This is a genomic window from Paenibacillus ginsengarvi, from assembly GCF_003626695.1.
In the GTDB taxonomy this organism is placed as follows: Bacteria; Bacillota; Bacilli; order Paenibacillales; family NBRC-103111; genus Paenibacillus_AB; species Paenibacillus_AB ginsengarvi.
The window spans coordinates 12,138-34,710 of record NZ_RBAH01000008.1; the positions used below are offsets into that span (position 1 = coordinate 12,138).

Consider the following 22,573-nt stretch of genomic DNA (forward strand, 5'->3'; position numbering starts at 1 on the left):
GCATTCTTGGTTGCAACTCCCGATTAAGTGGAAGCTGACCTTATGGTCGTCCCTGTTGTTGTTTGTGCTCTTCGTGGCCTATAACGCGGTTCAGTATGTGTATGTGGAGCATTGGATGATTAAGCGGGAGAAGACCAGCGTTCAGCAGACGATGAGAGCGGCGCTCAACTATTTCTTGGAAAATGAATTTGCCTTCAAGGGGGCCGATTTAGCTCCGATTCGCAGCTTTCTCGAACGAATAAACGGACAGAATCAAGGGATTCGCGTATTCGACGGGAGCGGTAACGTTATTGTGTCTATCTCGAACGGATTAGGGGGCGGCTGGGGCGAGACGCCGGAACGGGGAATAGACAACGAGATCGCAGGGACTTGGCGGCAAAGCGATAATCTGCTCATGATGAAAAGCCCACTAACGATTTTTGAGTTTAACGGTACGATCGAGATTGTAAGAAATACGGAGGACTTTGCCGAATTAATCGCGGCTTTCTCCCGCGTTATGCTGCTGTGCGGGCTCGGAGCCCTAGTTTTAAGCGGGCTCGGGGGCTGGATGCTGGCCCGTCAAGTGCTGAAGCCACTGCAGTCGATGTCCGATACGATCCGCAATATTAAGCGGAAAGGGCTGCACGAGCGGGTACCGCTCAGCGGCAATCATGACGAAATATATACGCTGATGAGCATGTTTAACAATATGATGGATCAGGTGGAGAGTTCGTTTCTCCAGCAGAAGCAGTTTGTAGAGGACGCATCGCACGAGCTGAGGACGCCGGTCGCGATTATCGAAGGCCATCTGGCCATGTTGAGGCGATGGGGAAAGAACGACCCCGCCATCCTCGAAGAATCGCTGGACGCTTCCATTCATGAGCTGTTCCGGTTCAAGGGGCTAGTTCAAGAGCTGCTGGCTTTGTCGCGCGCGGAAGCAGCGCCGCCTGAAGACGATTGGCCGCCTGCCGATCCGGCCGAGACGATCTGGCAGATCGTCCGTAATAGCGCCGTCGTTCATCCTTCATTTCGGTTCGATGCCGAGACGGACGCACTAGCTGGTGTGGCGGTGGGCGTTCCGGAGCATCAGCTGGAGCAGATTTTGCATATTCTGATCGACAACTCGGTCAAATATTCGCGAGACTTGAAAGCGGTCCATGTGACGGGCACGGTCCAGGGCGATCAAGTGTGCATTCAAGTGGCGGACCAAGGCATGGGTATTCCCGCAAGCGAACTCCCTCGCGTCCTAGACCGGTTTTACAGGGTGGACAAGGCAAGAAGCGGGGAGCAGGGCGGCCACGGCCTGGGCCTGGCGATCGCCAAACGGCTAGTCGAGCGGTACGATGGCACCATTAAGATCGACAGTGTGGAGCATGGAGGCACGAGAGTGACTGTATTATTGTCGGCGGTACCTCGAATAAACGGCAAGTAAACGCGGGTAGGTAAGTTTCCGATGGAAGCTTATCTACTTTTTTTTATTTTCACATCGTTTTCTCATTTTCATCGGTTACAATGTGAATTGTTTGTTTCAACGGTAATGATATTCATTATCAATCGGAGTTAAAAAACGGATGGAGGGAAGTTATGATACATACAGCGCCGATAGGCGAAGACCACTCCGATAAAGGACAAGAAAACAGCGGCCGTTAGAAAGAAATTCCAGGAAGCATTCGGTTACGAAAATTGCAGGTCGCCATTTTTTTGTTTCTTCATTGAGAATGAATATTATCGTCAACGAACATGCTAACTATCATTCTCTTCATAACGAAAGTCTGGTAGCAGTTTTTAAACAATCATTTATACGAAAACAAATATAAGAATAGGGGTAATAACGATGAGAAAGAACAAACTTACCGGCGGCCTTGCGCTGCTGACGACGATGGCGATGATCGTGATAGCCGGCTGTGGCGGAGCCCAGACGGGCAGTGCGGCCGACCCGAATGCAGGCAAACAGGCGGACAATGCCGCCAAAGGCAAGGAACAGGTCGTCAACGTATTTACCGCCCGACACTATGATGTGGACAGCACTCTTTATGATGCTTTTACGAAGCAAACGGGCATTAAAGTTAATGAAGTTAAAGGTACGGCGGAGGAGCTTGTCGAGAGACTGAAACGCGAAGGAGCCAGCACGGAGGCGGACCTGTTCGTTACCGTAGACGGCGGCGTGCTCAATTATGCGAAGCAAAACGGCGTCCTGCAGCCGATGACATCACAAGCGATCGACAAGAACGTTCCAAAGCAATTCCGCGATAAAGACAATCAATGGGTCGGAGTAGCTACGCGCGCCCGCGTTATCGTATATGCAAAAGACCGCGTCAAGCCGGAGCAGCTATCCACTTATGAAGATTTGGCCAGCGATAAATGGAAGGGCAAGGTGCTCGTCCGATCCTCGTCGAGCTTGTACAACCAGTCGCTGGTCGCTTCCTTTATCGAGTTGAACGGCGAAGTGAAGGCGGAAGAATGGGCGAAGGGCATCGTGACAAACCTGGCCCGCAAGCCGGAAGGCGGAGACCGGGACCAGGCGAAGGCGATTGCGGCTAAAGTCGGAGACGTCGCGATTATGAATACGTACTACGTCGGTCAAATGCTGAATTCGAAGGACGCCGAAGAAGTGAAAGTCGCGCAAAACATCGGAGTGTTTTTCCCGAACCAAAGCACGACCGGCACTCATCTGAACATCAGCGGCATCGGGTTGACCAAACATGCCAAAAACAAAGATAATGCAATCAAGCTCGTCGAGTTTATTACCGGTAAGGAAGGTCAAACGATGCTAAGCCAAGGAAGTTTCGAGTTCCCGGTAAATGAGACGGCAGACAAGCCAGAGCTGCTAAAAGCGTGGGGAACGTTCAAAACGCAGCAGATCGACTTCGGCAAGCTCGGCGATCAAAACAAAAAAGCTACCGAATTGTTGAACAAGGTAGGCTGGAAGTAGGCTGGAACTTACAATGAAGGTCAACACGTTATGGCGTACTATAAAACGGAACAGCAACGCATGGGTTCTTTTAAGCATTACCGGGGCTCTTGGAGTTCTTCTTCCATCTCTATATATTCTGATCGGTCTCTTCCGGAAGCCGAACGAAGACTGGCAGCATATCCAGGAGTACTTGCTGCTCGATTACGCGTTCGAATCGCTTCGGCTCGTGCTCGGAACGGTTGGCTTCTCCGTACTAATCGGCGTTACGCTCGCTTGGTTCGTCGCCGCATACGAATTTCCGCTCAGGCGTTTTTTTGCCTGGGCTTTCGTGCTGCCTTTGGCGATACCGCCTTACATCGCTGCTTACACGTACGGAGACATGCTCAGCTATACTGGGAGTGTCCAACTCTTCTTTCGAAACGTGCTCGGCTGGACGCCGGATCAGAACTATTTCGACATCATGTCCATGAAGGGCGCTATCTTTATTTTTACTTTGTTTTTATTTCCTTACGTATACTTGATTACGAAAACTTTTCTCGAAAAGCAAAGCGCCGCCTATATCGAAAATGCGAGACTGCTCGGCAAAAATCCGGTTCATATTTTTTTTCGGATCGTGCTGCCGCTGTCGCAGGCGGCGATCGTCGGGGGCGCTAGCCTGGTTGCCTTCGAAGTGTTAAACGACTACGGGGTTACGAAGCATTACGGAATTCAGTCGTTTACGACCGCGATATTCAAGACGTGGTTCGGTATGTCCGACGTTGATTCCGCTCTCCGGCTCGCCGCACTGCTTATGTGCTTTATCATCGGCGTGTTCCTGATCGAGCGGCTGTTGCGTAGGCGCAGAAGATACTCCTTAACCAGTAGGACGAGGTCTCTGGCGAGAAGAAGGCTGAGAGGGGTTCCGGCTATGGCGGTATTGTTGTTCAGCTCGATTATCGTATCGTTCTCCTTTATTATTCCGGTCGTACAGCTGATCGTGTGGGCGTCTTGGACGTACAGGGACGTGCTGAACGCCAAATTTGCCGCATTGCTATGGAACACTCTGTTCATTTCCGTCGTATCGATCGTGCTGCTTATGCTGGTCGCCCTTATTGTTGCGAATGTCTGCCGCATGCACCGGACCGGATATACGCTGGTGTTGTCAAAATTGATCTCCATGGGGTATTCGATCCCCGGGGCCGTTCTCTCCATCGGGGTACTAGCCGTGTTCATCTCGCTCGACAACAAGCTTAGCGGCCTGTATGCCGGCCTCGGCTGGGGGGGCGGCAAGCTCGTGCTCAGCATGTCCCTGGTGATGCTCGTATTCGCCTATATCATCCGTTTTCTAGCGGTGGGGTTTAACTCGATAGAGTCTGGATTCGAGAAGATCGGCAACCGGTATTCGGAGGCGTCGCGTTTGCTCGGCATGGGTATGACACGGACGTTTTTCAAAGTCGATCTGCCGATGATCAAAGGCGCTCTATTTACCGGATGTATCCTGACGTTTTTGGAAATTGTCAAAGAGCTGCCGCTGACTTTGTTGTTACGGCCGTTTAACTTCGATACGCTGGCGACAAAAGCATATCAGTACGCAAGCGACGAGCAGATCCATCAAGCATCAGTGCCTTCGCTGCTCATTATTGCTGTCGGCATGCTGTCCGTCTATTTCTATCACTGGCTAGGAGAGAAGCGATCCCAATGACCTTTTTCGAAATGTCCAACATTACTTTTCAATACGATAAAGGAAACGAAAGCGTGCTGTACGGGTTCTCGATGCAATTAGAGCGGGGGGAGCTCGTAGGCGTGCTCGGACATAGCGGATGCGGAAAAAGTACGCTACTGCGGTTAATAGCCGGGCTAGAGGCACCACATTCGGGCCGTATCGTTATCGGCGGAACGACAATGGTCGATTCGAATGTATTCGTCGGCCCCGAGTCACGCGGCGTCGGGATGGTGTTTCAGGATTATGCGTTATTCCCGCATCTGACCGTCGAGAACAACATCTTGTTCGGTCTACACCGGTTATCGAAGAAAGATCGGGCGGCTAGGAAGGACGAGATGCTTGAGCTTGTGCAGCTGCACGAATATGCCAAGAGGTACCCTCACGAGCTTAGCGGGGGACAGCAACAACGCGTCGCGTTCGCCCGGGCTCTTGCTCCAAGGCCGTCCATTTTACTGATGGATGAGCCATTCAGCAACCTGGATAGCGGTCTGAAAGGTAAAATCCGCGGTGAATTGAAACAGCTGCTGCGTGCTGCTAATATCACCTCGATTCTCGTCACCCACGATAAGGAAGATGCGGATGCGATCTGCGATCGGATCGTCCTATTGGAACGCAAGGCTGTGCTATCATGTTAGACAGGTTTCGTGGTTATGAAGCGCAACAGCAGGAGCAATTTCAAGCTAATATGGACCTACAGAACGCGCTAGTGGAAACCATCGGCCTCATGCGTACCGTGAAGGCATTTGTAGCCGATGCTGAAAACCGTTGAATATGTTGGTATGTGAAGAAGTGAGCTTGTGAACAAGGCCGGTAGGACATCGTGCGAGAAGGTGATAGTTTACGTAACCAAAAAAAGCGGGAGCAAGCTGCGGTTTGCAGAGCAGGTGTAGAAGGCAGCCCTTCGGCAATTGGACCGAAGGGCTGCCTATTGTCTTTTTTCTACTGCGTATTCGCGTTATCCGAATGAACTTATAGTCCAAACCATTGAACTGGATGAACATTCCTTGTTTAGCGGTATTGATGCATAATAGAAATGCAAGTTATAAACGGAACTTAGTTCCGTATAGTAGAACATCGGAGGTTGTTGGCTTACAGGTGTTTACAGGGAATTATGCCGGGAACTATTCCTTGCGGCCATTGGCTCCGATTTCAGCTTGTGAATAATGAAAGTGGTTAAATGAACATTGCAACTAAAAGGGGGACTTCCGTACGAATCAGAACAATAACTATATCAAGCATGCTGTTTGCGAATGTGTTGCTTTTTACCGGCTGCGCGGGACAAGGTAATGGTACACCGGCTGGGAGGGGGAGTTCTCGTGCTTATGAAGAAGGCCGTTTCGACAAGCGCACTGCTTGCGCTTGCATTGCTTTTTACCGGGTTTGGAGAAAAACCAAATTCAACGTCGGAGACGAAAGAGAAAGCTCTGGACAAGCCGCCGGAACCGGTAACGCTAAAGTTTTACACCAAGTCGCCGATCGATGATTTCGAGAAATATATTAACCAACATGTCAAAAAGAAGTTTCCGCACGTCACTCTGCAAGTCGTCGAGAACAAAAAAGGCAGCGACAGCGGCGATACCGCCGGTACGGGGCAAATCTATATTGACACAAATACACCCACAATCAACTCATGATTGCGGGTGTATTTGTGTCAATAAATCGAATGGGGGTGTCGGGGCGGGTCCAAGCCCTTTCATTCCTTCGTTACACCATGAGGTGTAATTTAAAACAATACAAATTTATTGTTAAACGATAAATAATATGCTAAAATCATGTTGTCGTTGAATAAGTGAGGTGTATTAAATGATTGTTAAACGAGGTTCAACCACGTTCTTAAAGGTAATTATTTTTCTGGCTGGAATTGCAGTGCTTGCTTTGTGTATCTGGTTGCCTGAGATAGCCGTTAGAGATGCAAAGGTACATCCAGATACGGCCTACTTCCTAATCCCCTTTTTAGTATGTGCATACGGATTCTGTATTGCGTTTTCTGTTGCGCTGTATCAAGCATATAAACTATTAACCTACATTGAAAAGAACAATGCTTTCTCTGAATTATCGCTTAAATCTTTGAAGATTATAAAGAAATGTGCTTTTACAGTCATTTTCCTCATTTTGTTAGCAATCGTAAGCTTAAGGGTGCTTGCTAAAGTTACAGATAGTGATGATGCAGCGGGTCCTACATCATTATGTTTAATGGGTATTTTAGCAACAAGTATCATCGCAGCCATTGTGGACGCACTTCAAAAGCCATTAAAAAATGCCCCAGATATAAAAAATGAATGATTACAATTTTGGGAAAAAGGAAGGAAGTTATCTTGAACAGTAGGTGCGATCAACAAAAGCAATATTGCAATTAAACGCCGAATTCAGTATGATCAAAGGGACAACTTTCAAGGGTTGCGTGTGACTGGCGGAACATGGGGAACCATGAGGGAGCATGCAATGGTAACGGCCGTACGCCTGGGCAGAAGTAAGGATACAAGTGATCCTTGCTTCTTTTTATTTTTTGCAGGAGACTCGCATCCGAACACGATGAAATGAGGGACGAAATATGCTGAAGACGAAAAAAATGATGTTGCTAGGTTCCGGCGAATTGGGTAAAGAGGTGCTCATCGAAGCCCAGCGCTTAGGGATCGAAACGATCGCGGTCGACCGCTATCCCCATGCGCCTGCGATGCAGGTTGCCCACCGCAGTTATGTGATCGATATGCTAGACGCCAACCGGCTCCGTTATATAATCGAGCAGGAGCAGCCGGATCTGATCGTTCCCGAGATCGAAGCGCTCGCGACCTCGGAGCTCGTAAAGCTGGAGGACGAAGGCTTCCGCGTCATCCCGACGGCGAGAGCCGCGAGATTAACGATGGACCGTGAAGGCATACGCCGGCTCGCTGCCGAGAAGCTGGGACTCCGCACAGCCGGTTACCGGTTTGCCGATACGTACGAGCAGTTCGTTCAAGCCGTGAAGGAGACCGGCTTCCCTTGCGTCATCAAGCCGCTTATGAGCTCGTCCGGCAAAGGGCAAAGCGTATGCCGCGCCGAGAGCGACATCGAGAAGTGCTGGAATATCGCGATGGAGGGCGGCCGGGTCCAGAACGGCCGGGTCATCATTGAGGAGTTCATCCGGTTCCAATCGGAAATTACGCTGCTTACGGTTCGCTCGGTCAGCGGTACGAGCTTCTGCGCGCCGATCGGCCATATTCAGGAAAGCGGAGACTATATTGAGTCGTGGCAGCCCCATGCGATGACGCAGCAGCAGTTTGACGAAGCGAAGCATATCGCCAAAACGATCACGGACGAGCTCGGAGGCTACGGCTTGTTCGGAGTCGAGCTGTTTCTGACCGATGATGGCGTGTACTTCAGCGAAGTGTCGCCGCGACCTCACGATACGGGGCTGGTGACGCTAGTGACGCAAAATTTGTCCGAATTCGCGATTCACGTTCGCGCTATTCTGGGCTACCCGATTCCGGAGATCGTGCTCCTGACGTCGGGAGCGAGCCGTCCGCTGAAGGCGGAACGCGAGTACGAAGATTACAGCGTTAACGGAGTGGAGGAAGCGTTGTCCGTTCCGAACACGCAGGTGCGTATTTTTGGCAAACCGGTCACGAAAAAAGGCCGTCGCATGGCCGTAGCGTTGTCGACGGCCGCTTCCGCCGAAGAAGCGCGCGTTCGCGCGAAGCAAGCTTTGGACAGCTTGTACATCGAGGGAGAGTAAAGCTGCAGCATAATGCGTCCAGGCAAGGTCAGCCGCCCAGGCTGGCTTTGTTTGTTTTTGGCGGAGCGGATAGATTGGCTATAACCGGTTTTTCTCGCAAGCGCGAACGCTTCTCCTGATATAATCGAGAAAACACAAGAGGAGAGCCGGATCTAATTATGGAATCCTATTACAAATTGGATGAACAATTGGAACTGAAGCAGGCTGACTCCAGAGCATTTGCGATCCATTATACGGCGTACCGCGAGAACGTTTTTTTCAGACAGAGCTGGGACAGGCGAGTCGCTATATTTGGAGAAGAGCCATCTTGCTACTGGATTACGAGCTATGGGCGAAAGATCGGCGGAGTATGCTTGAAGCCGAATTCCATGTGGGCCTTGTTCCTGATCCCGCCGTTTACCGATCTGTTTCAAGTGTTAATTCCGCTGAAACGCCTTCTGCGGCAATGCGCGGATTTTCAGCAAGATATCCAAGTATACGGGATACTGCCCTATCAGAAAGAGAGCTTTTTGCGGCTCGGATTTCGGCCTACGGAAGCCAGGCGGGTCATGATCCGGCCTACCGAACTTTTCGCAGCGCCAAAGTGGGGAGAAGACGTGGTCGCCAAGCCGCCTGACGCGAGTCAACTGGAGCGGATCGCCGAGCTTTTCGTGGACTGCTACGGGGGAGACGACGGAATCGGCTATCCTGCGCCGAATACGTTAGCCGATCATTCCTCGGCACTCGAATATTACTTCAGCCACAATGATAAGCCGCTTCTGAGAGATGCGTCGACGATACTCTACGACAAACAGAGCGGTGAAATGATCGCAGCATGTCTGGTATCCGTGTGGGAGGACTTGCCCCTGTTTTCCGATATCGCGGTAAGACCGGCGTACCGGGGACAACACTGCGCAACGGGCATGTTGAAAAAAGCGATCACAGCGCTGCATTCACACTATGAGGTGGTACGGCTATTCGTAACAATCGGAAACCCGGCCGAATCGCTGTATTACGGTCTGGGCTTTTATCCCGGGCTGGAGCAGACGACCTTCCGTCTTCCCGTTCGAGCCTGAGTCACCGCGCGGACAAGCCCGCTGTTTATTTGCTGGACATTCCGTTTACATCTGATACAATGACGATATAGGCCTCCTACTTGCAGGAGGTCTCTATTTTCATACGGGGAGTGATTATGATGATCAGAGTTCATTGCGCAATCACATTCAACGGTCAACGGGAAGGAGGGGTGATCTTCCATGAACCCTAGTTTTCTGCAGACATCTAGAAGTCAATTGGTAAATCAGCTCGTCTTTTTTGACGAAGAGAAAACGAATTTCTTGAATCAATATTTTCCAAATATAAGCCCGGAGCGAAATAAAATCGACCGGATGCTGTCCGTATATACGACGACATTGGAGCAGATGTTTTCCGATTACAGCTATGAAACTCTTAATTCCATTGTGCTGATCGGCAGCGAGGTGAACCTGAAGTATATGGATGACGGTTCGGCGGAAACGTATACGATCGTGTTTCCGCATCAAGCGAACCTGAGTCAAAACCGGGTCTCCTTCTTGTCTCCCGTTGGGAGCCAGCTGCTGTTAACGCCCGTCAACGAGACGAGGCAGTTAGGAACCCCTGCGGGGGAAATTGAAGTGAAGCTGGAGCAAATTCGCTTTACGCTATCTGGCGAGGTCCAGTCGGCGCTTCATGAACTATGAAAATTGCGCAGCCTTTTCAATGCGAAAGGGCTGCTTTTTAAGTTACAAGCTTTGAATCTCGCTGAGAGTGCGTACGGTCCGGTAGGGAATGACAGATGTAGGAGGCTCGATGCCTTTGTGGTTGACCCAGATGCTGCGAATGCCTAGACTCTGCGGAGCGACTACTTCCCAGATGTAGTTGTCCCCGACCATCCATGCTTCCTCCTTCGTAACGGATAGCTGCTCCAGTGCATGTAAATAAACGCTCGGGTCCGGTTTGCCGGCGCCGAACTCGCCTTCGATCAAGATGCAGTCGAAGTAAGGAGCCAGCTGAAACCGCTCGATTTTGGCGCGCTGTGCGGCCGAGGCTCCGTTGGTCAGCAGGGCGAGCTTCGTACCGGCGCTGCGGAGATGGGCTATCGTTTCAATAGCGCCCGGAAAAGGGCAAACGGCTTTATTGCGGTCGATGTCGTAATCGACGGCGATGCGTTCGCTCAGCTTCGGGTCATGTACGTTAAAAGGTTCAAGGGCGACCGATATGATGTTCGCTCTGGCCCGATCAAGGTCCATACGGCCGATGCGATGCCGCTCCGGATCGCTCCAATACCATCGCGCCTGCTCCCGGATCGAGCGGATTACTTCTTCGATCCGGGTGTCGTCGTAGTCGGGAAGATGGGTGCGGCATGCTTTGGTCCAGGAGAGCTGAAGATCAATGCCTTGATCGTGGGAAATAATCGTGTCGTCGAGATCGAGCAGCATAGCTTTCGGTAACATGTATGCGCCCCCGTCCGGTCGGTTATTCGGTATGGCTTGAACGCCATATTACCGTTATATCATACCTCGCGGGGGAGCGGACCGGTTAGTGGGCCAGTGATTCGATTTTTTTGTTAATGCGCTCTTCGGCCGTCTTTAGGGCGGTATTGACGTCCTGCTGTCCCATAATATATTTACCGTGCTCTTCGAGCAGAATCGTCAACGAATCGTTGCGGTAAATGCTCATCGGATCGGGGATCGCGTTTTTGCTTTTGAAGATCGCTTGAACGTTTTTGCCTTTCAAAAAATCGAGCTCCGCCCCGAATTGCTCCTGCATCCGCTTATCGAGGAGCGGCGAAACGTAACCAAGCGCGCGGGAGGAGTACAACTGATTCTCGTCGGACGTAAACACCTCAAGAACCCGGAAAGCGTCGTCCTTATGCTTGCTTGTTTTGGAGACGCCGGCCATAAAGCTGTCGATAATGCCGCCGTAATTCGGCTTATCCGGGTAATAAGGCGACTGGGCTATATCCCAGTTGACATCCGCCTTCTGCAGGGTGGGAAACCGGTTTACGCCGAAATACATGGCGAGTGCCTTATCTTTGGCGAACAAATTGACCGGTCCTGCGTTAACATCCTTTTCGTCCTTGGCGCCGTTGCCGGGAATCGAGAAAAACTGCTGCGTCAATTGGAAGACTTTTTTGTACTTGTCGTTGTTCACGGAAGCTTTGTTCGTCTTCGGATCGACGGATGTAATACCTAGCGGATCGGCCATCCGCTGAGCCTGATCGGCCTTGAAGCCGAGATACGCTTTGCCGTCGTGGGTGGCGCTCACTTTTTTGGCAAGCTGGATCGTATCGTCCCATGTCATGCCGTCCTTCGGGTACGGAACGCCTAAAATGTCGAAGATGTCCTTGTTGTAGTAGAGGGTCGTAAACTGCAGATAAAAGGGGATGCCGAGCAGCTTTTTCCCGTCGGGGGATATGGCCCGGAGTGTTTGGATGACGTTCGGATCGAAACGGCTGAGGCTCATATTGTGCGTCTTCATCAAAGGCTCGATATCGTCAGCCAAGTCCAACTGAATGAAATTGCCCAAATCGACGTGGGCCATAATGTAGACGTCGATCGGAGTGCCTTCGGCGACTACTTTCGTGATATCGCCTTTGATCTGGTTGATCGTAATATGGGGGTACTTTTTTTTCAGCGGCTCCGTCAGCAGCTGATCCCAGTAGTTGCCGACCTCGGACGATCTTCCGTTGAATACATTCAGCGTTACCGGCTGCAAGTTCTCGGTAGGCTTGCTTGCCGTGCTTTTTGGTACTTCTGCGCTTGGAGGTCGGCTGCTCGCGGTGTCGCCGCTGCTGCATCCCGCAGCCGTTAACCCGCAGCTGATAGCGGTCGAAAGGAGGCCAAGCTTCGTCAGTCGTTTGTTCATCCCGATCATTCTCTCCCCATGTTTTGTTTTGATTTTTAAAGCGCTTACCTAAATAGGTAACGGCGACGGGCTGCCGCCTTTCCCTTCATTTCGTTTCACCTCTTCCATCTGTCAACATACTCCGCTGCCGTGATGATCTGTATTGTTATTGTATGAGATAACGGCGAAAAGGAACAGAACTATTTTCTTAGAGATTAAATAAATATTTTGCTGTCGTTTTTTGCTATAATGGAGCGACTAGCTCACGAGATTACGCTTGAGATTTATGGCGCTAATAATTAATGGCATTAAAAGTTGTTGTGTCGATAACGATTCGATTCGGCACAGCTATCACAGTTCCAATGGCAAGTCCCGTTTGCGCTGCGGGCGGTCATCGTGTACGATTCCGAGTATACATAACGACGAGAGGATGAGTCTGTAACATGGAAAATATGGAAAACATAAAGCTGACATCGTTATCAAGCAAAGGCGGCTGCGGCTGCAAAATCGGTCCGGCCGATCTGGCGCAGGTACTTCGGCATTTGCCTCCGGCGCCCAGCAATCCGGATCTGCTGGTCGGATTGGATACGAGTGACGATGCCGGCGTATACCGGCTCAACGACGAGCTTGCGCTCGTACAAACCGTCGATTTTTTTACGCCGATCGTGGACAACCCTTACGACTTCGGACAGATTGCAGCTGCGAACGCGATCAGCGATATATATGCGATGGGCGGAAAGCCTTTAACGGTATTAAATATTGTTGCTTTTCCGATATCGACGCTGGATAAGCGCATTTTGTCCGAAATTTTGCGCGGCGCGGCCGATAAAGTGCAGGAAGCCGGAGCCACGCTCGTCGGGGGACATTCCATCGATGACAAGGAGCCGAAGTTCGGTCTCGCCGTTACCGGACTCGTTCACCCGGACCGCGTACGCACGAATGCAGGCGCTTTGCCGGGCGACAGGCTCATTTTAACGAAACCGATCGGCGTAGGCATTATGACTACTTCGATAAAAAAAGACCAGCTGTCGCCGGAAGAAGTGAAGCGCGTAACCGGGGTCATGACAACCTTGAACAAAACGTCCGCGGAAATCATGAGCCGTTTTACGGTACACGCATGTACGGACGTCACTGGTTTCGGTCTGCTCGGCCATTCGCTGGAAATGGCGAAAGGAAGCGGCACCGGGCTCGTTATCGAGAACGACGCGGTACCGGTATTGCCGCGGGCGCGCGAGCTGGCCGAGCTTGGATTCGTCCCGGGCGGTACGAAAAATAACTTCGCTCACGTACAGGACGAGGTTACGTTCCCCGACGGGCTGGATCAGGTTGGCAGGTGGATCTTGTGCGATGCGGTTACTTCGGGTGGCTTGCTCATAGCCGTAGCGGAGGAGCAGGCGGAGCAGCTCGAGCGCGAGCTGACGGAGGCCGGCGTCGAAGCCAGTCTGATCGGATATGTAACGGATGAACATCCTGGACGCATCGTCGTCCAATAACTGTGAAGGGAAACGACGTTCCATGCTGCAAGATATTACTCTTCCCGAACTGATCGACAAGCGTCGCGACAAGCAGCTCGTGCTCATCGACGTAAGATCGCCATCGGAATACAAACTTTCTACGATACCGGGGAGCCTGAACATTCCGCTTTTCGACGACAACGAGCGGGCGGAGATCGGAACGATCTACAAGCAGGTTAGCATTCAGGCGGCCAAGGAGCGGGGGCTGGAAATCGTCTCGGCCAAGCTGCCCGCGTTCATTAGGACTTTCGCCGAAATTCCCGGCCCGAAGGCGGTGTTTTGCTGGAGAGGCGGTATGCGGAGCAAAACGTCGGCGACGCTGCTCTCGCTCATGGGCATCCGCGCCTATCGGGTGACCGGCGGATACCGGGCTTACCGGAAGTGGGTCGTCGAGCAGATGGACGCCGCCATCGAGGCGTTTACGCCCGTTCCATATATGATTAACGGGTATACCGGCAGCGGAAAGTCAAGCATATTGCGGGATATGAAAAACCGCGGACATGCCGTGCTAGATTTCGAGGCGATGGCCGGGCACCGGGGATCGATTTTCGGCCATATCGGCCTAACGGCGTCCAACCAAAGAACGTTCGACTCGCTGCTGATCGATGAATTGCTGGAGCTTCGTTCGGCCCCTTATGTATTGTTCGAAGCGGAGAGCAGACGGATCGGTAACATCGTTTTGCCGGAGGCCATGCTGGGTAAAAAAGATCAAGCCCATCAAATATGGCTGGATATTCCGCTCGAAGCGCGCGTCAAACATATTTTGGAAGACTACAAGCCGTGGGAGCATGCCGGAGAATGCTACAACTCGTTTCTGCGCATCAAGTCCCGCATTCATACGCCGGTCGCGGCGGAAATCGATAAGCTGCTTCGAGATGGCAGTTTCGGGAAGGCGGTCGAACTGCTGCTCATTCATTATTACGATCCGCGTTACGATTATTCGACCGCCGAATACGGGGACGCTCCCGGCATCGTCATTCAAGCGGACTCGGTGGCGGAAGCGACCGCGAAGATTGAGGAGTATGTGCATCAGACCCAAGCGAAACATGCGCTTCAGACGTGATTGTGTAATCGGGCTCTTAACCGGAGTCCGATTTTTTTGTGCTGGCCTCGATCCGCGTCAAACAACGGCAAACTGTGCTAAAATCGAATCGAGGTGGATAAAAATGGATGATTGCGCTTACGGAGGCATTGTGTTTCGCGAAGACGGCCATGTCCTGATGCGCAGCCCGAGCGGGCATTGGGGCGGCTATGTATGGACGTTTGCCAAAGGGGGGCGGGAGCCGGGCGATTCCTCGTCCGAGTGTACGGCACTCCGGGAAGTTCAGGAGGAGACTGGGTATACGTGCGAGGTCGTGGCGCATATACCGGGAGCGTTCGAATCGGATACATGCGTCACCAAGTACTATTTGATGAAGCCGACCGGAGCCGTACACCAATTTGACCGCGAGACGAGCGAGGTCCAATGGGTCAGCACGGCCCAAGCGTTCAAGCTGATAAGCTTAACGACGACGGAAAAAGGGCGAAAGCGAGATACCGATGCGCTGCGTTGCGCCATCGAAGTTCGGAAGCGGATGAACGAGGAAATGCCGGACCGCCTCGATTTCAAAAAATGATGGGCCGAATAATATAGATTTTTCGTGGAAGTGGCATCTACCTATTGGAATGCGATACAAAGGAGGCTCATCATTTGAACAGGTTAAGAGACGGACTGCTCGGGGAGTATTTGTTTGACGGCTGCGCCGCAGATTCCAGCGGGAACGGAAATGACGGCAGGGTGGAAGGGGCCGCACTTACGGCTAATCGATTCGGCGAAGCGGATCGGGCGTTAGCCTTCACCGGACGGGGGGAATGCATTGTTCTGGACCCGCCGCCGGCGCTGCGGGAAGACGCGTTTGCGCTATCGCTGTGGGTGAAGTACGACGAGAACGCTGTAATGGAATGGTGGAACAATGCGCTAGTTTCGCAGGACGATCACGGCTTAGCTTCAGATCAGACGCGACGAGTCTTCCAACTGAGCACGATGGGCGAGCACATTACGTGGCACCGGATGATGAAGTCGGCGGACTTGAAATCGAAGCAGCCGGTCAGACGGGGCGTATGGGTTCACGTTGCAGCGGTTTACGGCGATGGTCTGCACCGGCTGTATGTGAATGGCGAGCTTCACGATTCGCAAGCGGGCGCATTTGCGCCGAACCTGGAAGAGCCAATCTATATCGGCAAAAAAAATTCGCCTGAGCCGCGTTTCTTTTTTCACGGCGCTTTGGACGACATTCGGATCTACAACAGGACGCTGTCGCCCGAAGAAGTTTGCGAGCTGTTCACGGAGCACGGATACACGGGGGAGCTTTCCCTTGATCCTGGACAAGCTTGTGAACCCGTTTCGATTCCCGCTCTGCCGAATGTTACTTCCGCTCATCCGTTTCCCGTCAAGAAAACGCTTTTGCGCCAGAGCTTCAATTGGAATGACTGCTACAACTCGTTAGCGCTCGCTATCCATGGAGCGATCCAGTATTCGAGCAGGCCGGTCGGCTTGGCCCAAACGCTGGTATACACCGGCCAAGCATTCGTCATGAATACGGATACAACTGCAGGGCCGATGGATGTGTACGGAGACGGCCGATTATTGCAGGAAGGGCTGGAGAATCTGGGCTTCGACATGGAAGTGCTGGAGGCGGGCATTTACGGGGGCTCGTGGGAAGAGGATACGATCCAGAAAACGCTCGAAATGATCCGCGAAAGTATAAACCGGGGAATCGCCGTCGTCGGCTGGAATTTGGACAATTACGAGCACGGGCTGATTTACGGCTACGACGATGAGCGTCAGATGTTGAACATTCACGACATTAACGCACGTCAAGGGGGAGAGTTATCCTACGGTGACTTCGGGCGGCGTTCCCGCAACGGTACGGCGGTCGAACCGGAGCTGTTTGTGCTCGTTCTCCGCGAGCGGGAGCGGAAGCCGCATATAAATGCGACGCGTTATACGGCGGAGGACGATGCGAGTTACAAGCAATCGCTGCGCGCCGCGCTCTCGCTTGCCGTCCGTCATATGGAGGATGACAGCGTGACCGTGGAAGGGCGCCGATGCGGAATTGCCGCCTTCGAAGCTTGGATCGCCGCGTTTGAGGCGGGAAGCGCTCACCCGTTTTTTACCAGCTACAACCTGCTATGGATCACTTCTACGCGGCAGTATGTAGTTCCGTTCTTTGCGCAATCGGCCATCACGCATTGCATGAGCTTGCAGGACCATAAGCTGCAGCGGTATATGCTGGACTTGGCAGGGTTCGTCATGGCCGGCTACCAGGCATGGGTGAAGCTGCGAGAACTGTTTCCGTTTCCGAAAAGCGCCGACACGACCGAACCGCTGCTGAAAGCGAAGGCGATTCGACTGCTTCAAGAAGCGCGAGAAGCGGAAATCGCGACGCTAGAGCTCCTGCGGGAGACGGTGAAGCATTTGTCCGCAGAAGCTGAACCGTTGACGTTAACAGGCAAGTAGGCCCGGCCAGCCAAAAAAACGCAATCCGGTAGCCCCGAAGTCGTGCCACATCGCTTCGGGGCTTCTGCCGTTACCGCAACAAGATAGGGACTTCAATCCTTGTCGAACCAGCACACCTTGTTCGGGCCAACGAGCGGGAGCGGTTCCCGATTGAGCCGCAGCTCGACGAGCGTCGTCGTAAACGGATAAAAAAACTTCACCTGGGCATCGGTCAGAAGGCCGGACAAATCGATGACGGCATGCCAGGTTCCTTCGACATCGTACACTTGAAGCTCGTCGCCGGACTCGTCATCGAATCCGTGATAAGCGACAAGGGGCGACCCGGATGAGGCGATCAGACGCAGCGACAAGCTTTCCAGCGTATCCGGCTCGATGACGCTCAGATCGACATGAAAATTGCGCAGGCTCGGGTCGCTGCTGTAAGGATGCACATCGACGTCGAACTGCTGAATTTCCTCTATGGAGCCGCCGCTTCGTTTGCCTTCGAGCTGAATGTAGTAATCGGTGATGGCGTCGCCTCGCTCGTCCGTAACCCGGATCACAAATTGCTGCCACGGAGCAAGCCGTTCCTTGACGGTTTCGGTTTTCCGGGCGGCCTCCTCATACCACAACGCAAGCTCTGGCCCGCTTTCGACGCTTAACGCGGCATGAACGAGAGAAACAAGCTCGGCGGACGGATTTTGCAGAATCGACCCGTGATCTGCGCCGTCGACCGGTATGAGCGGAATATCGACATTGCTCCAGCCGGTAATCGCAATCCGTTCTTGATCCTCCCTGAACTTCGTCAAGTCCATGACGATTTTCCGAGTGTTCAGCGCGCAGCCGGCCCAGCGGACCGTCCCGTCCGTTCCCGGCTCGTTGATTAGCTTTTTGATGCCGCCGTACGCCTGCGTGCCGCAAAACGTAAAGACATAGGGCGTATCCTTATCCGCTCCGTAGAAAGGCGCCTCTCCAAGCAAATCTTTGTGCGCCAGATCCCACGTAAACCGGCTGCCGAGCTCCAGACCGTCCAGGACGAGATCTCCCGCTTCGAGAAAATCGGGGCCGAACTGCTTCCGGCCTTTGAAAATCCCGCCGAGCCAGCTTCGCCCTTTATGGGCGAGCGGAGAACCGAAGCTGGCCGGAGCGAGACCGATCAGATGCTTCAGCCGCTTTTGCCTTCGCGCAAAGACGGTTAACCAGGAACGGATCACCAGCATGCCGGTCGAATGCACGATAGCGTCGAACTCCTCATCACCGTTTAGCCCGATCCTTTCGCGAAGCGCCCGGTCGAACCCTTCGGCGATATCTGCGATCGTGACCTCGTTCGTCAATGTTTCGTAGGAACAGACATGAATCCTCGTCGCATCATAGCCGAGCTGACTTAATCGGTCCACCCATGTGTGAAACGACTTCCCTTGATCCGAATAGCCGTGAATCATAATGATCGGTCGGCGCGCCATACGTTCCTCGTTCCTCCTTCGATTCCGTGAGATGATGCCGGAGCCGTAAACCTCGTCTCTGTCATTCCGGCTTTTACCATACTCACTATAAGCCCGAAGGCGATCCGGGAAGAAGTGCAGGAAACCCTATACGGACACAAGGGCGGGCAGGAAAAAAGAACCAATTCGGGTCGAATGATCGGCTGGTTTGACGAAAGTAAACTCTCTTATCCGCTTTTTCCATCAAGAAAGGTCCAGCCCAAAGGCCAGACCTCCAAAAATATGCAAGACGATATTTGGTTCCTCTATAAATCAGCCTCGCGGATCGCTTGTCCCGGCGTCAGCCGCAGGCTTTTGGCGGCAGGCGCGGCGTTGAGCAGCAGTGTTACGGCAAGTAAGCCTAGGAACAATAGCGAGATGGGGAAGAACGGGTATTGGAACGGGATATGCGGATCCATCGGCGCTTTTTGCGATTCCACTAAACCGAATAGCAGATAAGCGCCTGTCGAGCCGAACAATAAACCGTTCGTCAAGCCGATCCACCCGATCGCCGAGCCTTCGAGCATAAACAGCTGAGCGATATGCTTGCGGCCCAAGCCGATGCAGCGGAGCATCGCCATTTGCTTCGCTCTTTCGTGAACCGCCCGGTACTGCACGATCGCCAGGCCGCATAGGCCGATTAAGACGGATAGCAGCATAAACGCCACGAATATAAGCACCGTTTGCCGCATCGAAAGAAGCTCTCCCGTCTTTTGGCGGAACGGAATGTGCAAGCCGTCCTGGCGATTTAGCGCGAACGTGTCCAATATCGTTTCCGTCGTCTCCGCATTCCCTTCGTCGAAGTCGAAAAATACGTATCCCTTTTCGGGGTGATTGGGCCATTTAAAGCCTTCGGAGCGGAATGTTTCATAGAAGGACGGACTTGCGACCAGCAAGCTGTAAAACTCCGTTCTCATCTTTCCTTTGACAAAGCCGGCGATCTCTACTTCTTTCTGCGCGATCACTTTCGGGGCCATGCCGAAATTAGGCGTATTCGGCTCTGGGGATTTCTCGTAGATGGATAATACGATTTTGTCTCCGGCGCGAAGCGGCCGCTGCGGAAGTCTGCTTTTGCCGTATATATCCGACCATAAGTCCGCCTCGTAGCGGTACTTTTCATCCAATATAACCGCGTTTTCCTGCTGCAGCAGCGAATTCCAAGCTGCTTCATCGCTGGCAAAGCGTGGTGAGCGCTCGATAAGCTCAAGGCGGCTGCCGAGAAAAAAGGAGGCATCGTAAGCTACCACGCTAAACGCACTCATCTCCTGCAAGACGCCTTCGGCGCTTAGATTAAGCCGGTAGGGAGAGACCTCGCTCGTTCGGCGGATCAGACCGTATACTTGCGGGTCCGTTTCGGCGATACGGATAAGCATATCACGCTGTGCATCGTCCGAATAAGCGGCGTATGCCGGGTAACCCATTACCGAATCCTCGACTCGGCTGCCTTCCGGCGTGTACAGCATCTGGTAGCTGATCGCAGCAGTAGTCGTCAGCATCATGAATACGATGCTGAATATGGCCGACACGAGGAAGGCGCGGCTTTTCTTTTTGAGCGGATAGCGGAATGCGAGTTTAACGGACGCCTGGTTGACGCCGATTTTCCCGAACAGAGGAGCGGCTGCTTTTTGCAGCAGCGGCAGCGTCTGCAAAATGACATAAACCGATGCCACGGAGCCAACCAGCCAGAAGCCGAGGACGGATAAGCTTTTGGCGGAAACATGTACCCCCATTGTAGCGAGCCAATCTTGACCGAGCGGCGTAAAGGTCTGAATCAGATGGAACCCGGATATGGCCGCACAAACGGCGAGCAGCAGGTACCGGCCGGCGGACGTTTGCCGCATGCCTGTCGCCGGACCAGCGCCTTCGCCTCGCAGCGTTTGCACGATCGACGGCTTCGTCAGCGCTCGCGAAGCGATAACGGTAATCGCCATCTGAACGGCAGCGATCGCACCCGCGGTGATCAGCACCGTATTTACCGGTAAATGCGGAAGCAGCGGTATCGAAAATCCTTCGTAGCGCAACACGGTATCGGCAAGCTGCCGCCGGAAAAAGCCGATGAGCCCATAGCCGATCGCGGAGCCGAGCAGCGTGCCGGCCGCAACGCTAAACAGATTCAGCAGAGCGGCTTCCACGCCGAAAATGACGCGGATCTGCCGTTTGTTCATCCCTAGCGCGCGCAGTACACCGAGCTGTTCCTTGCGCATATCGGCCAGCATCAGCAGCACCTGCAGAAGCAGCAGGGCCCCGGCGCAGGAGGCGGCAACACTGGCAAGAAGGAACGTAATCCCGTATCGCGCCTGCAGCGACTTGACCTTCGCGATAGCCGACTCCTTCTGCTCCTCCACCTCAAATAGCGGCATCGGAACCGGAAAATGAGGAGGGGAGTCGGCTTGAAGTCCGGTCGTAACGAGCATTGAATGATAACGCCCTTCTTCCAGCCCGGTGAGGCTTCGGGCGGTTTCCGGCCTGAGGAAAATTGCGCCAGAAGCGTTCTCGCTGCCTCGGTATCCGGTTATCCCGCGTTCTTCCGCAATAAGCTTCGCCTTGAGCAGCCGCAGCTCGCCCGACTGCGCGTAAACGCCGAACAGATCGCCTGGCGCAAGGCTAAGCTGAGCGGCGACAGGAGCGGAGACGATGGCCTCGTCCTCCGTAAGCGGGGTGCCCGACAGCGTCTGCGTTTCATCATCGAAAGGCTTCGCCGCAGCGAAATCGAAGCCGAGTATAAGTGTGCCTGCGGCCGCTTTTTCCGGTTTCCGATCGCTATCGAGTTTTACCGCTGTGCCGATCGTCCTTACTAGGGGCAGCACGGTCAGACGGGAAGTGGCAAGCCAGTCTGCGATTTGAACATTTTCTTCCGGCGTGAAGGACGTGTTGGGGCGAACGGGCTTAATCTCCCAGTCGATCGCCCCGAAATGGGCTTCCATCCATCGTTTGCCGCTGATCTCGAAGGAATGGTGGAACACAAGCGCGGCAATAATCAGCATGGCTCCGATACAGCCGCCAGCAATCGATATAACGGTCATCTTCGGGGCGTTTTTCAAGTGCTGCCAGGCCATTTTCCAAATGATTTTGGATTTAAGCACGGTTGGAGACGCCTCCTCCCGGATGCTCGGAGACGATTCGGCCGTTTTCCATCCGTACGATTCGATCGGTCTGGCCGGCAATTTGCGGGTCATGCGTTACGATGACGATCGTCGTCCGCCGCTGTTCGTTCATTTTGCGCAAAAGCCCGAGCACCTGCTCCGCCGTATGGCTATCGAGCGCCCCAGTCGGCTCGTCCGCCCAGACAACTTTAGGATCGCCAACAAGAGCCCGCGCGATCGCAACGCGCTGGTTTTGGCCGCCGGAAAGCTCCGAAGGGTACCGTTTGGCTTTGTCGGCCAAGCCTACCTGCTCCAGCGCTTCCAGAGCCCGAGCTTTCGCTTCCTTGTCGGCGAGCCCTCTGCCGATAAGCGGCAGGGCGACGTTATCCAACGCATGGAGCACGGGAATGAGATGATACGTTTGAAAAACAAAGCCCATATACGCCAGCCTAAAAGCGGAAAGCTGCACATCGTTCATGCGCTGAAGCGGCTTTCCGTCGATCAGGGCTTCGCCTTCGTCGGCTTTTTCAATGCCGGCAAGCACATGCAGCAGCGTCGTTTTGCCGCATCCGGACGGACCCATAATGCTGATCATTTCGCCGCTGCGGATGCTCAGGCTTACTTGTCTCAGCGCGCGGGTCGCCGATTCGCCCTTGCCGAACGTTTTGCTGATTTGCCTGGCTTCAATTAAGGGGAAGACTTCGTTTCCATGTAAATGTGTTCCGATCATTCGGTATGCGCCACCTTTGCAGTTCGTAATCCTACATTTGCAATGTAGCACGGCGGTTTGCAGCCGGAATGGAGAACTTATGCAGATTTTGTGCAGAAATGAAGCCGTTCATTGGGCGGGGGATTGTGAACGTCTCC

General features: G+C 53.2%; 18 protein-coding genes and 1 riboswitch. Of the genes, 13 read left to right on the forward strand and 5 right to left on the reverse strand.

Annotated elements, in window-relative coordinates; genetic code table 11:
* Positions 1-10 precede the first annotated feature (10 nt).
* The 9 genes from D7M11_RS12685 (at position 11) to D7M11_RS12725 (ending at position 10,004) form a co-directional block, all read left to right on the forward strand.
* The gene (locus tag D7M11_RS12685) at positions 11-1,411 is read left to right on the forward strand and encodes a HAMP domain-containing sensor histidine kinase (protein ID WP_240041084.1); all 1,401 of its coding nucleotides are present in this window, start codon (positions 11-13) and stop codon (positions 1,409-1,411) included.
* A gap of 402 nt (positions 1,412-1,813) precedes the next feature.
* Positions 1,814-2,911, forward strand: coding sequence for a Fe(3+) ABC transporter substrate-binding protein (locus D7M11_RS12690; RefSeq protein ID WP_120747603.1), 1,098 nt, complete (start codon positions 1,814-1,816; stop codon positions 2,909-2,911).
* Between the two features lie 13 nt (positions 2,912-2,924).
* Positions 2,925-4,574: an ABC transporter permease gene (locus D7M11_RS12695; RefSeq protein WP_120747604.1), complete on the forward strand. Its 1,650-nt coding sequence runs from the start codon at positions 2,925-2,927 to the stop codon at positions 4,572-4,574.
* Positions 4,571-5,230, forward strand: coding sequence for an ABC transporter ATP-binding protein (locus D7M11_RS12700; RefSeq protein ID WP_120747605.1), 660 nt, complete (start codon positions 4,571-4,573; stop codon positions 5,228-5,230). Before D7M11_RS12695 ends, D7M11_RS12700 begins: the two co-directional genes overlap by 4 nt.
* 687 nt (positions 5,231-5,917) lie before the next feature.
* Positions 5,918-6,229, forward strand: coding sequence for a hypothetical protein (locus D7M11_RS12705; RefSeq protein WP_158606574.1), 312 nt, complete (start codon positions 5,918-5,920; stop codon positions 6,227-6,229).
* A gap of 169 nt (positions 6,230-6,398) precedes the next feature.
* Positions 6,399-6,878 (forward strand): DUF2975 domain-containing protein, encoded by a 480-nt coding sequence (locus D7M11_RS12710; protein WP_120747607.1) that lies wholly within the window; start codon positions 6,399-6,401, stop codon positions 6,876-6,878.
* Positions 6,879-6,988: 110 nt separating this feature from the next.
* A riboswitch (ZMP/ZTP riboswitch) is annotated at positions 6,989-7,068 on the forward strand.
* A 78-nt stretch (positions 7,069-7,146) separates the two neighbouring features.
* A complete protein-coding gene (gene purT, locus D7M11_RS12715) occupies positions 7,147-8,307 on the forward strand; it encodes a phosphoribosylglycinamide formyltransferase 2 (RefSeq protein WP_120747608.1) in 1,161 nt (386 codons plus the stop codon).
* 158 nt (positions 8,308-8,465) lie between these two features.
* Positions 8,466-9,362, forward strand: a complete 897-nt coding sequence (locus tag D7M11_RS12720) for a GNAT family N-acetyltransferase (protein ID WP_120747609.1) — start codon at positions 8,466-8,468, stop codon at positions 9,360-9,362.
* Between the two features lie 180 nt (positions 9,363-9,542).
* Positions 9,543-10,004 carry a GreA/GreB family elongation factor gene (locus D7M11_RS12725; RefSeq protein WP_120747610.1) on the forward strand — a complete coding sequence of 154 codons (462 nt, stop codon included), beginning with the start codon at positions 9,543-9,545 and terminating at the stop codon, positions 10,002-10,004.
* 42 nt (positions 10,005-10,046) lie between these two features.
* Here the strand turns inward: D7M11_RS12725 and D7M11_RS12730 are convergent, their stop codons facing one another.
* The gene (locus tag D7M11_RS12730; RefSeq protein WP_120747611.1) at positions 10,047-10,757 is read right to left on the reverse strand and encodes an HAD family hydrolase; all 711 of its coding nucleotides are present in this window, start codon (positions 10,755-10,757) and stop codon (positions 10,047-10,049) included.
* A gap of 85 nt (positions 10,758-10,842) precedes the next feature.
* The gene (locus D7M11_RS12735) at positions 10,843-12,171 is read right to left on the reverse strand and encodes an ABC transporter substrate-binding protein (protein WP_158606575.1); all 1,329 of its coding nucleotides are present in this window, start codon (positions 12,169-12,171) and stop codon (positions 10,843-10,845) included.
* A gap of 431 nt (positions 12,172-12,602) precedes the next feature.
* Between D7M11_RS12735 and selD the strand changes: the two genes are divergently transcribed.
* The 4 genes from selD (at position 12,603) to D7M11_RS12755 (ending at position 17,163) form a co-directional block, all read left to right on the forward strand.
* Positions 12,603-13,643, forward strand: a complete 1,041-nt coding sequence (selD, locus tag D7M11_RS12740; RefSeq protein WP_420818224.1) for a selenide, water dikinase SelD — start codon at positions 12,603-12,605, stop codon at positions 13,641-13,643.
* A gap of 22 nt (positions 13,644-13,665) precedes the next feature.
* Complete coding sequence (gene mnmH / locus D7M11_RS12745; protein WP_120747614.1) at positions 13,666-14,727, forward strand: tRNA 2-selenouridine(34) synthase MnmH; 1,062 nt, start codon at positions 13,666-13,668, stop codon at positions 14,725-14,727.
* A 103-nt stretch (positions 14,728-14,830) separates the two neighbouring features.
* A complete protein-coding gene (locus D7M11_RS12750; RefSeq protein WP_158606576.1) occupies positions 14,831-15,280 on the forward strand; it encodes an NUDIX domain-containing protein in 450 nt (149 codons plus the stop codon).
* A gap of 74 nt (positions 15,281-15,354) precedes the next feature.
* Positions 15,355-17,163 carry a LamG domain-containing protein gene (locus D7M11_RS12755; protein WP_158606577.1) on the forward strand — a complete coding sequence of 603 codons (1,809 nt, stop codon included), beginning with the start codon at positions 15,355-15,357 and terminating at the stop codon, positions 17,161-17,163.
* A 92-nt stretch (positions 17,164-17,255) separates the two neighbouring features.
* On the opposite strand, the gene D7M11_RS12760 is transcribed toward D7M11_RS12755, so the two are convergent.
* From D7M11_RS12760 to D7M11_RS12770, 3 genes are all read right to left on the reverse strand, one after another.
* The gene (locus D7M11_RS12760) at positions 17,256-18,605 is read right to left on the reverse strand and encodes an esterase/lipase family protein (RefSeq protein ID WP_120747617.1); all 1,350 of its coding nucleotides are present in this window, start codon (positions 18,603-18,605) and stop codon (positions 17,256-17,258) included.
* Positions 18,606-18,889: 284 nt separating this feature from the next.
* A complete protein-coding gene (locus D7M11_RS12765) occupies positions 18,890-21,799 on the reverse strand; it encodes an ABC transporter permease (RefSeq protein WP_120747618.1) in 2,910 nt (969 codons plus the stop codon).
* Positions 21,699-22,436 (reverse strand): ABC transporter ATP-binding protein, encoded by a 738-nt coding sequence (locus D7M11_RS12770; protein WP_120747619.1) that lies wholly within the window; start codon positions 22,434-22,436, stop codon positions 21,699-21,701. Before D7M11_RS12770 ends, D7M11_RS12765 begins: the two co-directional genes overlap by 101 nt.
* Positions 22,437-22,573: the final 137 nt, after the last annotated feature.

Bases quoted from the DNA above. Each gene is read 5' to 3' on its own strand.
- D7M11_RS12690 (WP_120747603.1), top strand. From the start codon at position 1,814: ATGAGAAAGAACAAACTTACCGGCGGCCTTGCGCTGCTGACGACGATG.
- mnmH (WP_120747614.1), top strand. From the start codon at position 13,666: ATGCTGCAAGATATTACTCTTCCCGAACTGATCGACAAGCGTCGCGAC.
- selD (WP_420818224.1), top strand. From the start codon at position 12,603: ATGGAAAACATAAAGCTGACATCGTTATCAAGCAAAGGCGGCTGCGGC.
- D7M11_RS12720 (WP_120747609.1), top strand. From the start codon at position 8,466: ATGGAATCCTATTACAAATTGGATGAACAATTGGAACTGAAGCAGGCT.
- D7M11_RS12760 (WP_120747617.1), bottom strand. From the start codon at position 18,605: ATGGCGCGCCGACCGATCATTATGATTCACGGCTATTCGGATCAAGGG.
- D7M11_RS12710 (WP_120747607.1), top strand. From the start codon at position 6,399: ATGATTGTTAAACGAGGTTCAACCACGTTCTTAAAGGTAATTATTTTT.
- D7M11_RS12770 (WP_120747619.1), bottom strand. From the start codon at position 22,436: ATGATCGGAACACATTTACATGGAAACGAAGTCTTCCCCTTAATTGAA.
- D7M11_RS12705 (WP_158606574.1), top strand. From the start codon at position 5,918: ATGAAGAAGGCCGTTTCGACAAGCGCACTGCTTGCGCTTGCATTGCTT.
- D7M11_RS12730 (WP_120747611.1), bottom strand. From the start codon at position 10,757: ATGTTACCGAAAGCTATGCTGCTCGATCTCGACGACACGATTATTTCC.
- D7M11_RS12695 (WP_120747604.1), top strand. From the start codon at position 2,925: ATGAAGGTCAACACGTTATGGCGTACTATAAAACGGAACAGCAACGCA.
- D7M11_RS12765 (WP_120747618.1), bottom strand. From the start codon at position 21,799: ATGACCCGCAAATTGCCGGCCAGACCGATCGAATCGTACGGATGGAAA.
- D7M11_RS12700 (WP_120747605.1), top strand. From the start codon at position 4,571: ATGACCTTTTTCGAAATGTCCAACATTACTTTTCAATACGATAAAGGA.
- purT (WP_120747608.1), top strand. From the start codon at position 7,147: ATGCTGAAGACGAAAAAAATGATGTTGCTAGGTTCCGGCGAATTGGGT.
- D7M11_RS12750 (WP_158606576.1), top strand. From the start codon at position 14,831: ATGGATGATTGCGCTTACGGAGGCATTGTGTTTCGCGAAGACGGCCAT.
- D7M11_RS12725 (WP_120747610.1), top strand. From the start codon at position 9,543: ATGAACCCTAGTTTTCTGCAGACATCTAGAAGTCAATTGGTAAATCAG.
- D7M11_RS12735 (WP_158606575.1), bottom strand. From the start codon at position 12,171: ATGAACAAACGACTGACGAAGCTTGGCCTCCTTTCGACCGCTATCAGC.